Genomic DNA, 13,379 nt, shown 5'->3' with positions numbered 1-13,379 from the left:
ACTGCCTGACAGGCGTCGAAATCGCAGCGTGACTGATATTCCACATTTGAGTACGCCTCTTTCAGGAACAGTGACTGTGTCGAAACTACAACTCCCTCTGATGTCATTGGTGGCCGCGATTCCCGGTGGTTTTTTAACTTACCTGCTGGTCATGGCATTCCTGAATCATGCTGAATCCATGCCCACGCTACTGTTGGGCGTCGCTGGCCTGACGCTGCTGATGAGCGGCCTGCTCACGCTGATGCCCATCGGTGCCCTGATTTTTGGTCCCAAAGGGACAGGCAAGAAAGCAAAGAAATCGAAAGACGAGCCGGAACTGGAATCTGCCGACGAGGATGATTTCGAGGACGAAGGGGATGATGAAATGTTCGTCGCCGATTCCGCAGCAGAGCTCTCAGGTGAAATCAGCGAAGACGAATTTGATGCCGTTGATGAAGATGAAGATGACGGGATGAGCTTCGACGAAGTGGATGAATTCGGTGATGATGACTTTGAAGACGCCGCCGACAGCGAGTTTGATTTCGCTGACGATGAATATGAGTTTGATGAGGAAGAAGAGGACAAATAACGTTTACCTGTCCTCTCCTTCTCACAAGTCTCTCTTTTACTTCTTCAGGTGTTGCTGGAAAAACTGGTCCATATCGGCGACCATGTCATTGAACCAGGGAAGCTGGTTCCAGCAGCCGTGTTTGCCCTTGGGATAGACTTTGATCCCGGTCGGTACGCCCAGTGATTTGAGCTTTTCCCGTGACGGCGCATTGCGTTCGGGATTGTCAAATTCTCCGGTCATGAACAGCAGTGGCGGTGTCTCTTTTGAGAGATGCAGATAGGCATCGCTGAGCTCATACAGTTCCGGTGCTTCGTCGATGGTCTTGCCCAGCCACTGGTTCGAGTTGGATTTTTTCGGATCCTTGCGGGAACGTTCCGCGACGGAACCGGAAGCCATCATCATCGGTCCTGCCATCACGATCGCGGCCTGGAGTTTGGAAGTGCGATCAGCATAGCCGGCGTCTCCCTGAAGCTGTTTGGCGTGTGGGGCAGCCGCCATCAGTCCGACCAGGTGTCCGCCGGCAGAACCGCCGACCGCGCCGATACGCTGCGGATCGACTTCGTACTTAGCGGCTTCAGCTCGCAGAAAGCGAACTGCGGCGTTGCAGTCCTGAATTCCTGCCGGGAATTTGGCTTCATATCCCAGGCGGTAACCGACGGCCATGGTGACATAGCCTCGTTCAGCCAGTGCGATTGCCAGCGCCCGGAATTTGGTTTTGTCTCCATTCAGCCAGCCTCCGCCGTGCACGACGACGACCGCCGGGAACGGTCCTGTTCCTTTGCTGGGGACAAAAATATCAGCGAGGAGTTTACGGGGCCCCGCCTGACCGTAGACGACGTTCAGGTGTGGTGTTACTGACTCAGGTACTTCTGTAGAAGGACGATTGCCGGTGTTTTCCGAAACGGCAGGCTCCGGCATACAGCCATAGGCGTTCATCCGCTGGCGATACAGACCACCAAAACCGGTGATATAGAGCGAACGCATATCCTGGTCGCCGAAGGTGCAGTTGATCGGCCGGGTGGGCGTATGAATTTTGGCCAGCAGTTTGCCTTTAGGATTCCAGATCCAGATATCGGCAGCACCGGCACAGTAGACGTTTCCGGCGCGATCGATGGTCATACCGTCGGCTCCCTTATCGGGCCCGTCGTCCATGGTGGCAAACAGGCGTCCGTTTTTAACGACGCCCGGTTTCGTCACGTCATAAGCCCAGATTTCTTTGGGAACGTAGGCGGCGACATACAGGGTCTGTCCATCGGGGGACAAAGTAATTCCGTTCGGTGTCTTGATCTCTTTGATGGCGACCGACTGTTTGCCTTCCGGGGAGATCCAGATGACTTCGCCGGGGCCGGTGAGCGTGTAATAGATGCCCCCCGTCTGATCGACAACCAGGTCATTCGGACGCCGCGGTGGTTTGACGTCATTGGGCTGACCGTTGATGCGTTTTTTCTGTTTGCCCTCAAGCACGCAGATTTCACTGTTGCCGTTATCTGAGAGGTAGAGTTTCCCATGATCATAGAAGCTGGCGCTGATCCGGCCTGCGTCATTCAGAAAGACCTGTACCTTGCCGGAGCGGGGTTGATAACGGTACAGTTTCCCTCCTTTGACGTCCGGGAAATAAAGTGTGCCGCGTCCATCCCAGGCGGGACCGTCGGCCAGACCAAAGTCGGTGGCGATGGTTTCCAGCGGTGAGGACGTGTCGACGACGGACTCCTCTGCGTGCAGGGAATTCTGCACAAGGAGAACTGTGAGCAATACGAGAGCGAGCTGTTTCATAAATGCTTCCTGATATCATGAGATGAGAATCGAGATCCATGTCTGGCGGAACTATGGTTGTGTTCGAATGATGACTGTTCCCCGTGATCCTGAAAGCCGGGACTGTAGATAAAACAGAGTCCGACTCCTACAATCAGTGGCATGGACAGCCGTGAAGGGGGAGCGAACCTTTGTGGTCTGTTGCGTATCAAACAGGTACCTCGGCATTGGAAACGGGAATCAACGTCAGTCTGTTTATTCTCAGGAATCTGAAGTAACAGATCAATCGTTTTGAGTCAGATTGCTTTGGTTCGCGACAAGAAAGCCGGGCCGGTTCACCGAGAGACCACCCGGAAAGCAGAGAAAGCATACCAGGATGAGTGAAGCCGATGAGACGTTGATCGAAACCCGTTTTTTGAGGTTGGTCAAGCGGGGGCGCTGGGAATTTGTGCAACGTGCCAACGCTTCGGGGGTGGTCTGCCTGTTCCCACTGACCCGGGATTACCGGGTGATTCTGGTCGAACAGTTCCGTCCTCCCGTGAATGCGCCGGTGATTGAATTCCCGGCCGGTCTGGCGGGGGATATCGCAGGGCAGGAAGATGAGCAGCTGGAAACGGCGGCGCTGCGGGAACTGGAGGAAGAGACCGGTTATACCGCGGGGCGGATCAGTTCCCTGGGGTCTACGGTCTCTTCGGCCGGCCTGAGCGATGAAGCAGTCCAGTTTTTTCTGGCCCTCGATCTGGAGCAGGTTTCGGAGGGGGGAGGGGATGAATCGGAAAATATCACGGTGCACAGTGTCCCGTTTGCCGAAATTGAGGACTGGCTGAACGCGGCTGAAGCGCGAGGCTGTCTGCTGGATGCGCGAATTTATGCCGGCCTGTATTTTCTATCCAAACATGTGCCCGCCACTTCCTGAGCCGTTTGCTATATTCTCAGGCGAAACGGGTTATAATGGCGACAGACACAACATTTCAGATCTACTGAATCAGCCTTTTAGCAATAGAATGAGACTCCCATGAGTGAAGAATGGATAGCCGACCGGATGAGCCTGATTGATGCTTCTGGAATCCGGAAGGTTTTTGATCTGGCGGCGAATATGAAAAATCCGATCAACCTCAGTATCGGACAGCCCCACTTCGATACCCCCGATGTAATCAAAGATGCGTTATGCCAGGCGGTGCGGGACGGCAAAAACGCATACAGCCAGTCACAGGGAATTGCGCCGCTGATCGAAAAGATCCAGGCACAGGTGGATGAGACCTATCATCACGAAGATCGCCAGGTATTTATTTCCAGCGGCACCAGCGGAGCGCTGATGCTCGTGCTCAATGCCCTGGTGAATCCGGGTGATGAAGTGATTGTCTTTGATCCCTACTTCGTGATGTATACGCATCTGACGCGTGTGGTGGGGGGCAAACCGGTCTTTGTGGAAACCTATCCCGACTTCAAGATCGACTTGGAAAAAGTTCGGGCGGCAATCACCGACAAAACCAAGCTGATTCTGTTTAACAGCCCGAGCAACCCGACAGGGCACGTGGCTTCGGAAGAGGAGACCCGGGCACTGGCGGAACTGGCAGCCGAAAAAAATATCGCACTGGTCAGCGACGAGATCTATCGCTCTTTCTGTTATGACGGTCCCTTTATCAGTCCAGCGACCTACAACGAGAAAGTGATCGTGATTGACGGCTTCAGCAAATCGCATTCGATGACCGGGCATCGGCTGGGGTTCGTCCATGGACCCAAAGCGGTGATGCAGCAGATGATCAAGCTGCAGCAATACACGTTCGTCTGTGCGCCGCATCCCGTGCAGTGGGCCGGTCTGGCAGCACTGGAGTGTGACATCTCAGGACGCGTGGCAGAGTACAAGGAAAAGCGGGATCTGATGCGGGATCGGCTCTCGGATCGATTCGAGATCGCCGGGGCCCAGGGGGCGTTTTACATGTTCGTGAAAACGCCCTGGGGAACCGGGACGGAATTCTGTACCGAAGCGATCAAAAATAACCTGCTGATCATACCGGGGAATGTGTTCAGTAATCAGGATACGCATTTCCGGATCTCCTATGCCCAGGAAAACCCGGTTCTGGAAGCGGGGGCAGAAATCCTGAATCGTCTGGCAGACCGTAAAATGTGAACAATCCGACCTGAAAATGGTCGGTTCTGAGGTGGGGAGAAGTTTTTTTGTACAAATGAAAACTTTCTCTATACCTGAAAGGGTATCACCCCTATCATGGAGAGTGTGTGACACACGCATTCCGGTCTCAATTGACTTACCATACTGCCTGACAACGACTTATGACTTCTGATAAACCGCAGAAAAACAGCCGCAGGGCTCCCACCGGATCCTCTCGCGAGAAGCCCGCTTCACGCCCTGTTGAGAAGCAGGGAGGGGAATCCTCTCCGCTTGCGCACCTGTCGGATTCGGATCTGCATGCGGACACGGTTTATCAGCCGGGCGAGACGCCACGGTCGGGAAATAAGCAGACTGAATCAGTCAATCTCGTCGGTAAGCAACTGGGCGATTTCAAGATTCTGCGTCGGCTGGGACAGGGAGGGATGGCGACCGTTTATCTCGCCGAACAGGTCTCCCTGAAACGCGAAGCCGCCATCAAAGTGATGCACAGCGAACTGATGAGCGATGAGACGCACGTCAGACGATTTGAACGCGAGGCGAAAGCCGCTGCGGGGCTGACGCATCCGAATATCGTCCAGGTTTATATGACGGGCGATTTTGATGGGACGCATTACATTGCCCAGGAATACGTGCGCGGAGTCAATCTGAAAGAATACCTGGCCCGCAATGCGCCGCCCGATTGTGCACTGATTCTCAAGATCATGCGGCAGGTGACTGCGGCGCTGCATGCCGCTGCGGAAAAAGGGATCGTGCATCGGGATATCAAACCTGAGAACATCATGATTACATCCCGCAAACTGATCAAGGTGGCGGATTTCGGGCTGGCGCAGATCGCGCAAGCGGAAGAACGGGTGCATCTGACCCAGGTGGGGACCACGATGGGGACTCCGCTGTATATGAGTCCGGAACAGGTCAACGGGAAGGCCCTGGACCAGCGAAGCGATATTTATTCCCTGGGAGTGACCTGCTATCACCTCATTTCGGGACGGCCTCCCTTTCATGGAGAGACGGCACTTTCGATTGCGGTCAAGCATCTGAATGAAGCAGCCCCTTCGCTGAAAAATCGACGCCCCGATCTGCCGGAGGAGTTGTGCGATCTCGTGCATCGGATGATGGAGAAGGATCCGGACAAGCGGCCGGCGAATGCCTCAGCCCTGATGCAGGAGATCCGGAAGATACCCGAACAGCCGGCAACCAGTGTCAAACGCGACTGGCGATCATGGCTCCCGTTTCAGGGAAATCAGGGATTACAGAAGCAACTGGCGACGTTCCTGCTGGCATCACTCTGCCTGGGAAGTGTCGCGGCAGCGGTGGGCTGGGTGAATCGTCCCGGAGATCCTCTGAATGCGCCATTTCAGAGTCCCCAGGGTGAGACGGCTTCCCAGCCAGTGATTCCAAAGGATAATTCCGCGATGTTGCAGTACTTCCGGGCGTTGCGGATGAATGACAGTATCAACGGTGAAGATGGCTGGATGGCGGTGATCGAGTATTATCCGGAGAATGATATCTACAAGCCCCTGGCACAAATTCGCCTGGGACTGCTTTACCTCAAAAGCGGACGTTATGAGGAAGCCAGACCGATTTTTCAGGAACTGGCTGATTCCAGTCAGCCTCGATACAAAACGAATGGTTATGCCGGTCTGATGGCACTGGAGAGTCTGGCGCAGAATTACAAAGAATCCATGAATTACTGGGATGGACAGGTCTGGAATCATCTGGGAGATCTGGATGAGGAGTTGAGAGCGATTTCCCGACTGGCGATGGAACGAAATCAGAAGGCTGATAAAAACAGCACGAAGGAAGATTTCGACAGATTGAGAAGGGAGTTCGAAAAGTTTGATGTCGAACCCGAGCCCCAGTTTGGTTCCTGATATCAAAAACGACTGATTCCGGAGAGTTCAGATAATCTCGCGAACTGCGTGGAGCAGTAGAGATGTCATTTCCTGAGAGATTCTTTATAATACATTTCTCAGAGCGTTTGATTGGGGACTTTAGATCTATCGAGCGTTTCCGATGAGGGGAGCGAGAGCCGGACCGGCCTCTTGCTCAGACCAATCCAGCATACCAGTTCTATTTCAGCAGAGTCGGGCACAGCGGTGGCGATTTTACAGATACTAAAAGGGAAAGTTCCCGAACAGATTATCGAGCTGAGCGGCGAACGGGTGATCATGGGACGGCATCCCAATTGTGAAATCGTCCTGGATAACGTCGCCGTCAGCCGCTACCACGCCCAGATTCTGGAAAGTCACGGCTTTTACTACCTGGAAGATCTGCACAGCCGCAACGGGACGCTGCTCAACGGGACCGTGATTGAAGGCCGCACCGAACTCCACGAAAACGACACCATCAGCATCTGTGATATCCAGATGCAGTTTCTGGTCGAATACGAACCCTCTCCCGAATTTCTGGACTCTGCCATCCAGCAGACGCTGGAAGTGAGTAATCAGTCGCTGCAGGAAAATCAGCAGCTGGCACTGGATGAGGAGCCTGCAGAAGGAGTCCTCGACGGTTCTTCAATCATCAGTCAGCTGGATCTGAATACCAGCAGTCAGCTGCGGATCAGCGTGAAGCCTGAAGTCAAACTGCACGCGGTGCTGGAAATCAGCCAGATCCTGAGCCGGGCACTGAAACTGGATGAAGTGCTGCCGCGGATCCTGGATGGTCTGTTCAAGATTTTTGCGCAGGCGGATCAGGGCTTTATCATGCTGCAGAGTCCGGAGCGAAAAAAACTGATTGTGAAAGCGACGAAGGCCCGCCGCCGCGAAGATGAGGACTCGATTCGTATCAGCACAACAATCGTCCGGCAGGCGATCATGAGTGGTTCCGCAATTCTGAGTGCAGACGCGGTCGAAGACGATCGCTTCAAAATGAGCGAAAGTATCACGTCACTCCGCATCCGCTCCATGATGTGTGTGCCGCTGATGTCGCAGGGCGGGGATGTCCTGGGTGTGATTCAGATTGCGACTCGCGATATCGGTCAGCAGTTCAATAAAGACGATCTGGATGTGATGGTGGCGATCGCACAGCAGGCGAGCCTGGCAGTCGAGAATGCGAAGTTGCATGAAGACCTGGTCAAGCAGCGGGATATCGAACGCGATCTGGAATTCGCACATCAGATCCAGTTGGGTCTGTTGCCGCATAATCGACCGAAATACAAAGAATACGAGTTTTATGATTATTACGAGTCGGCCCAGAGTGTGGGGGGCGACTATTTTGACTACATCGAACTGCCCGGCGGGAAGCTGGCAGTGACGCTGGGGGATGTCGCCGGCAAGGGGGTGCCTGCAGCGATTCTGATGGCCCGCCTGTATGCTTCGGCCCGTTACCATATTCTTTCGCGGAACACGGCAGACAAGGCCCTGGCCGAACTGAATGCTGAGATCGCATCCAGCGGGGTTGGTCTGCGGTTCATTACGTTCATACTGGCCGTGCTGGATCCAAAGAAGCACACGGTATCCATTGTGAATGCCGGGCATATGGCGCCCCTGTTACGCATCGCCGGGAAGGGGACCGTCAAACCGGTGGCTCAGGAAAAATCCGGCATGCCGCTGGGAGTGATGCGGACGCAGTCGTTTCATGTCGAGACGATCACGCTGGAAAAAGGGGACACGCTGCTGATGTATACGGACGGCGTTACCGAAGCGATGGATCACAAAAATCGGCTGTACCATAAGGACCGGCTGGTCAAGTACCTCAAGTCGGGACCGGAAGAAGTCGAGCCGCTGGTGAAAGGCCTGCTGTCAGATGTGGAGTCGTTCCGTAATGATTCACTGCAGAAAGACGACATGTGCGTTGTCTGCTTCCGCCGCAAAAAATAAACCACGGACAGGGAGCCGCTCCAGAAGGACAGCTGGCTCCATTATTCAAACTCTCACCGGATGAGGCCCGCTTTGACTACTGATGTGATTTCCATTCTCGGCAAGGACGGCAAAATTGCCCGGCGGCTCGATCATTATGAAGAACGCCCCGAGCAGTTGGAGATGGCCGAAGCGGTTGTGCGGGCGATCGAAGAGAAGCATCACCTGCTGGTGGAGGCGGGGACCGGCGTGGGCAAGAGTTTTGCCTACCTGGTACCAGCGATCCTGGAAACGTGTCGGCAGAATGAGACCCGATCGGGCAAGGACCGCAAGCGCCTGATTGTCTCGACCAATACCATCAGTCTGCAGGAGCAGTTGATCAACCGGGATATTCCCTTTCTGAATGCGGTGCTGCCGGTGGAGTTCTCTGCCGTCCTGGTCAAGGGGCGTTCAAACTACATCAGCTTGCGGCGTCTGAAAGGGACCGTTGAACGGGCCGGAAACACGTTCTCCAATGAAGAGGAACTGAGCCAGCTGGATCAGATCGCGCAGTGGGCTCGCAAGACGACCGACGGGAGCCGCTCCGATCTGGAATTTCGTCCGCATCCCAAAATCTGGGACGAGATTCAAAGCGAACACGGAAACTGTCTGGGAAAACGCTGTGCCACTTATAATGAGTGTTTTTATTACCGGGCCCGCCGCCGCGTCTGGAATGCGGATGTGCTGGTCGTGAACCATGCTCTGTTTTTCTCCGATCTGGCAATCCGCCGGGAGGGGAGCAGTATCCTGCCCGATTACGATACGGTGATTCTGGACGAAGCCCACACGATCGAAGCGGTAGCGGGAGACCACCTGGGGCTCTCGATTACCAACAGCCAGTTCGATTATCTGTTCAACAAGCTGTATAGCGATCGGACTCAGAAGGGACTGTTGATGCATCACAACCTGGTGGACTGCCAGCAGCATGTGATGCGGCTGCGGTTCATGGTGGGGGATCTGTTCGATCATCTGCTGGAGTGGCAGTCCAGTCAGGGGCTGGCCAATCGGCGGATTCGCCAGCTGCCTCCTATCGAGAACACAGTGACGCAGGAAATGAAGCTGCTGGCCGCCCAGATATCGGAGTATGCATTCCGGTTAAACAGTGAAGAAGAAAAGATCGAACTGCAGGCAGCCGCCGAACGCTGTTCCGCGCTGGGGGATGGTCTGCACAGCTGGTTGACTCAGCAGGCGGATGCTGACTCGGTGTACTGGGTGGAAGCGTCACGGGGACGCACACAGCGGGTGAAAATGGTCAATGCACCGGTGGATGTGGGGCCGGTATTGCGGGATGAGTTATTCAACCAGGCGGAGACCGTGATTCTGACGAGTGCCACCCTGGCGGTGGGAGATCAGGATTTCAGCTTTACCCGCTCGCGGCTGGGGCTGAATCAGTGTGAGGAACTGAAGCTGGGAAGCCCCTTCGATTACCGGGAGCAGGTGCGACTGATTCTGCCCGATCCGATGCCCGACCCCGGTGAAGCGCCCGCGGAATATGAACGCGCAGTGACCGAAAAACTGAAACAGTATATCGAGCAGACCGACGGGCACGCGTTTGCGCTGTTTACCAGTTACAAGATGATGAAAAACTGTGCCGACCAGATTACGGGCTGGCTGCAGGAGCATAACCTGGCGCTGTATCTGCAGGGAGAAGGACTGCCCCGTTCGTTGATGCTGGAGCGGTTCCGTAATAATCCCCGTGGCGTGCTGTTTGGTACGGACAGTTTCTGGCAGGGGATCGATGTCCCCGGCGATGCGTTGACCAACGTCATCATTACCAAGCTGCCGTTCAGCGTTCCCGATCATCCGCTGCTGGAAGCCCGGGTGGAAGCGATTCGAAACCGGGGCGGGAATCCGTTTATGGATTATCAGATTCCGGAAGCGATTATCAAACTGAAGCAGGGCTTCGGTCGGCTGATTCGGACAGCCAGCGATCAGGGGCAGGTGGTGATTCTGGACCCACGGGTGCGAACCAAACGTTACGGTCAGAAATTCCTGGAGAGCCTGCCGGACTGCACATTGATCATTGACCGGGATGATTGATCGGCAGGATGATGTTTGCTTATTCCAAGCCGAAAATGATATCGCTGCTGCAGAACGAACCGCCGAAGTTGTTCGCGAGGGTGACGACCTGATCCAGGCCATCGAGAAACAGATTCCGGCTCAGGTCGGTCAGGGGGTGCAGAAACAGGGACCAGAGGACACCGTCGCCCACGGCATAGCGGGCATCCAGGGAACGGTCGAAGTTGGCTTCCATCACGTCCCACAGGTCCTCTTCGTCCAGATCCTCTTCTTTGATGATCGGGGTCATAATGCGCACCCGGTCGTGAATCTCATCGACGATTAAAAACAGGATCCGCTTGTTGTATTCAACTTTCCAGCACCCTTCCCCTGTTTCCTGGAGGGTACTGACTTCTTCAATGATCTGTGAAATCGATTGCGCGTTTAATGTATTCTTGATAGTCGCAATCATTGTCCTGCTCCTTGAACAATTATGTAAACGGTTGAAATCCAGAACCGGTTTCAGCAGCAGTTTGAACCTGATCGACGAATTTGTGTCGTGCCTGTTGTCGTTCGAGGTGAAGATCAGCAGTTATCATCAGGAGTTTTGAAACCACCGTGATTTCAATGTTCCCTGCACCCCTATTGTTTATCAGTTCGGTTCAAAAAAGCAACATTTTTTTTGTTCCCGGGCAGAATTCTATTTTTTGGCGATATCAAAAAATCGGATTCAGACTACAATCAGGGTTTAGTTTCCTGTGGCCGTTACCCTTTCATGATGAATCGGAACGCCCCCTTTCTCTGGATTTCTGGATTTCCATTGACTAGTCACGATTCTTCAAAACCTGCAACCATCTCTGAGATGGAGAAGCAGTACCGACAGTTACTCGATAATAATTGTCTGGAGTGGCGGAACCAGCGGCAGTTTTCGCGCTGCCTGGGGATTGGTGGACAGGGAGTGGTTTACCTGAGTGCGCGGGAAGGTGCAGACGGGTTCAGCATTCCTGTGGCACTCAAGCTGTTCTCTCCAAAACGGTATGCCGACAGTGAAGTCTATCAGACTGAAATGGCCCGACTGTCTCAGGTCGCTGCGCGGGTGGCACGCGTGCAGGAAAACCACCTGGTGGCAGTGCAGAATTTCGTCAAGCGGAACGAGATCTACATCATGGAAATGGAGTGGGTCGACGGCTACGACTTGCGGAGCCTGCTCACTCCCGCCACGTTTAAACAGATTCGCGAACAGGTGACCCGCCGCCGCTGGAGGACGCTGAATAACAACGTCTTTACCCGCGGGGTGCAGCAGCCCCGGCTCAAACCGGGAGTTGCGGTCGCGATCCTGCGTGAGTGTCTGGCCGCGCTGGCAGCGTTGCACCGCAATGAGATTATTCATTGCGATATGAAGCCCGCGAATATCATGCTCAAACGGAGTGGCAATGCCAAAATTATTGATATCGGTTCTGCCATCGATTTGAACAACCTGCCTGAGAACCAGGCCTGTACGCCGACCTATGCAGCTCCTGAAGTGCTTTCCGGAAAGCGGTCGACGGCCCAGTCCGATCTGGCCAGCCTGGGCTATATTCTGATCGAAGTCATCACCGGATTTCAGCCCTTTGCGAATCTCAAGTATGCTGAGCTGGTCAAAGCCAAGCAGGATATTCTGCAGCAACTGCCCCAGTGGTTTCCGGCGGAAGAATTTGCGTTGAGCGAACCGCTGATGAAACTGATTCACCGGCTCGTGCATCCCGACCCGGCAGAGCGTTTTCCCAGTGCGGAAGCGGCGGAACTGGGTGAAGATGGTGCCGCGGAATTTCACCGTCTGCTCGTGAAAAGCGATCTGCCCAGTGACTATGAAAACGAACTGCGATTATGGATTGAAGAGGTCGAGACCGATTACTTCGAAATGAATCCACCGATTGCAGATCCTGGCACAACGGTGTTCACTACCCGCGCCTGGGACGGGGATGATGACGATCAGGATTTTTCTCTGAAAACCTGAGACCATCTCTGGGGCTGATAAATTTACAAAGCTAATAAATATCGCCTTGTCCGATGGCCTGAGATTACAGATTCCCTGCTATTTTTCGAGATTCCTGATTTGCCGTACCCCGCACTGCCTGCTATTTTAACGTAATAAATATATTACCCCCCCCATAGCATCGATAGAGGTACTCCGTGAAACAGCGACTCATTCCCGGCCTGCTTTTCTGTGTCTGCTTTTTGATTCAACCAGCCGGCGCAGCCCCGCCCCCACTTAAATTGAAATCAGGTGATCGCGTGATCTTCCTGGGTAATACCATGATCGAACGGGCACAAAAGTTCGGTCGCTGGGAAGAGGTTTTATTACGCAGCTTTCCTGAAGCGAAGCTCTCGTTCCGGAATCTGGGCTGGAGTGGTGACACGGTCTGGGCAGATTCGCGCGGAATTTTCGATCCCCCGGCTGTCGGTTATCAGCGGATGATCAAGCAGATCGAAGACCTGAAGCCAACTGTGATCCTGCTGGGGTACGGCGGCAATGAAGCGTTCGCTGGTAAACAGGGACTCCCGGCTTTTGAGAACCAGCTGCACAAACTGCTGGCTGATCTGAAGCCGACCGCAGCGAAGATCGTGATTGTCTCGCCGCATCGCTATGAAAATCAGGGTGCACCACTGCCCGATCCCGCAGCCCATAACCGCGATCTGAAACTTTACACCGATTCGCTGAAGCGGATTGCCGACAAAGGCAATTATTACTTTGTCGATCTCTACAATCAGCTGATCCCCGAGCCCGCTGGACCACCCGGGCTGAAATGGACGACGAACAGTATTCATCTGACCGAAGCCGGCTACCAGAAAGCAGCCGAGATCATTGCCGCGGATCTGGAATTACAGCCGATCACACTTTCACCGGAAGTAGATCAGAAAGTGCGGGATTTAACCTTTCATAAGAACCGCCAGTATTTTTACAACTGGCGCCCGCAGAACATTACCTACCTGCTGGGCTTCCGCAAACATGAGCAGGGGCAGAACGCAAAAGAACTGCCGCAGTTCATTCCCCTGATTGAAAAGAACGAGGCGGAGATCCATCGCCTCGTCTCCCATCAGTAACTGTCTCAAAGTCTGACTCGTGATACTT

10 protein-coding genes are annotated in these 13,379 nt (G+C 54.2%); 8 read left to right on the top strand and 2 right to left on the bottom strand.

Annotated features, from left to right (window positions below):
• The first annotated feature begins 76 nt into the window (after positions 1-76).
• Positions 77-568, top strand: coding sequence for a hypothetical protein (locus Enr10x_RS19050; RefSeq protein WP_145111440.1), 492 nt, complete (start codon positions 77-79; stop codon positions 566-568).
• Positions 569-604: 36 nt separating this feature from the next.
• Here Enr10x_RS19050 and Enr10x_RS19045 read toward each other — a convergent pair whose 3' ends face one another.
• Complete coding sequence (locus Enr10x_RS19045; RefSeq protein ID WP_145111437.1) at positions 605-2,323, bottom strand: SMP-30/gluconolactonase/LRE family protein; 1,719 nt, start codon at positions 2,321-2,323, stop codon at positions 605-607.
• Between the two features lie 355 nt (positions 2,324-2,678).
• On the opposite strand from Enr10x_RS19045, the gene Enr10x_RS19040 reads away from it, so the two are divergent.
• The 5 genes from Enr10x_RS19040 to Enr10x_RS19020 all read left to right on the top strand — a co-directional run bounded on the left by Enr10x_RS19040 (position 2,679) and on the right by Enr10x_RS19020 (position 10,309).
• Positions 2,679-3,218, top strand: a complete 540-nt coding sequence (locus Enr10x_RS19040; protein WP_145111434.1) for an NUDIX hydrolase — start codon at positions 2,679-2,681, stop codon at positions 3,216-3,218.
• A gap of 99 nt (positions 3,219-3,317) precedes the next feature.
• The gene (locus tag Enr10x_RS19035; protein ID WP_145111431.1) at positions 3,318-4,433 is read left to right on the top strand and encodes a pyridoxal phosphate-dependent aminotransferase; all 1,116 of its coding nucleotides are present in this window, start codon (positions 3,318-3,320) and stop codon (positions 4,431-4,433) included.
• 161 nt (positions 4,434-4,594) lie between these two features.
• A complete protein-coding gene (locus Enr10x_RS19030) occupies positions 4,595-6,304 on the top strand; it encodes a serine/threonine protein kinase (protein WP_145111428.1) in 1,710 nt (569 codons plus the stop codon).
• A 171-nt stretch (positions 6,305-6,475) separates the two neighbouring features.
• Entirely contained in the window at positions 6,476-8,251 is a 1,776-nt protein-coding gene (locus tag Enr10x_RS19025; RefSeq protein WP_197997287.1) for a SpoIIE family protein phosphatase, read from the top strand.
• Positions 8,252-8,311: 60 nt separating this feature from the next.
• Complete coding sequence (locus tag Enr10x_RS19020) at positions 8,312-10,309, top strand: ATP-dependent DNA helicase (protein WP_145111422.1); 1,998 nt, start codon at positions 8,312-8,314, stop codon at positions 10,307-10,309.
• Positions 10,310-10,328: 19 nt separating this feature from the next.
• Here Enr10x_RS19020 and Enr10x_RS19015 read toward each other — a convergent pair whose 3' ends face one another.
• Positions 10,329-10,739: a hypothetical protein gene (locus tag Enr10x_RS19015; protein ID WP_145451029.1), complete on the bottom strand. Its 411-nt coding sequence runs from the start codon at positions 10,737-10,739 to the stop codon at positions 10,329-10,331.
• Between the two features lie 390 nt (positions 10,740-11,129).
• Here Enr10x_RS19015 and Enr10x_RS19010 point away from each other — a divergent pair, with 390 nt between their 5' ends.
• Positions 11,130-12,263 (top strand): serine/threonine-protein kinase, encoded by a 1,134-nt coding sequence (locus tag Enr10x_RS19010; RefSeq protein ID WP_232093052.1) that lies wholly within the window; start codon positions 11,130-11,132, stop codon positions 12,261-12,263.
• Positions 12,264-12,439: 176 nt separating this feature from the next.
• The gene (locus Enr10x_RS19005) at positions 12,440-13,351 is read left to right on the top strand and encodes an SGNH/GDSL hydrolase family protein (RefSeq protein ID WP_145111414.1); all 912 of its coding nucleotides are present in this window, start codon (positions 12,440-12,442) and stop codon (positions 13,349-13,351) included.
• Positions 13,352-13,379: the final 28 nt, after the last annotated feature.

The organism is Gimesia panareensis, from assembly GCF_007748155.1.
Classification (GTDB): Bacteria; Planctomycetota; Planctomycetia; order Planctomycetales; family Planctomycetaceae; genus Gimesia; species Gimesia panareensis.
This window is presented reverse-complemented; position numbering and strand designations above follow the sequence as displayed.

Excerpts from the sequence above, each read along its gene's own strand:
- Enr10x_RS19010 (WP_232093052.1), top strand. The coding sequence starts at position 11,130 with ATGGAGAAGCAGTACCGACAGTTACTCGATAATAATTGTCTGGAGTGG.
- Enr10x_RS19015 (WP_145451029.1), bottom strand. The coding sequence starts at position 10,739 with ATGATTGCGACTATCAAGAATACATTAAACGCGCAATCGATTTCACAG.
- Enr10x_RS19030 (WP_145111428.1), top strand. The coding sequence starts at position 4,595 with ATGACTTCTGATAAACCGCAGAAAAACAGCCGCAGGGCTCCCACCGGA.
- Enr10x_RS19020 (WP_145111422.1), top strand. The coding sequence starts at position 8,312 with ATGAGGCCCGCTTTGACTACTGATGTGATTTCCATTCTCGGCAAGGAC.
- Enr10x_RS19035 (WP_145111431.1), top strand. The coding sequence starts at position 3,318 with ATGAGTGAAGAATGGATAGCCGACCGGATGAGCCTGATTGATGCTTCT.
- Enr10x_RS19040 (WP_145111434.1), top strand. The coding sequence starts at position 2,679 with ATGAGTGAAGCCGATGAGACGTTGATCGAAACCCGTTTTTTGAGGTTG.
- Enr10x_RS19045 (WP_145111437.1), bottom strand. The coding sequence starts at position 2,323 with ATGAAACAGCTCGCTCTCGTATTGCTCACAGTTCTCCTTGTGCAGAAT.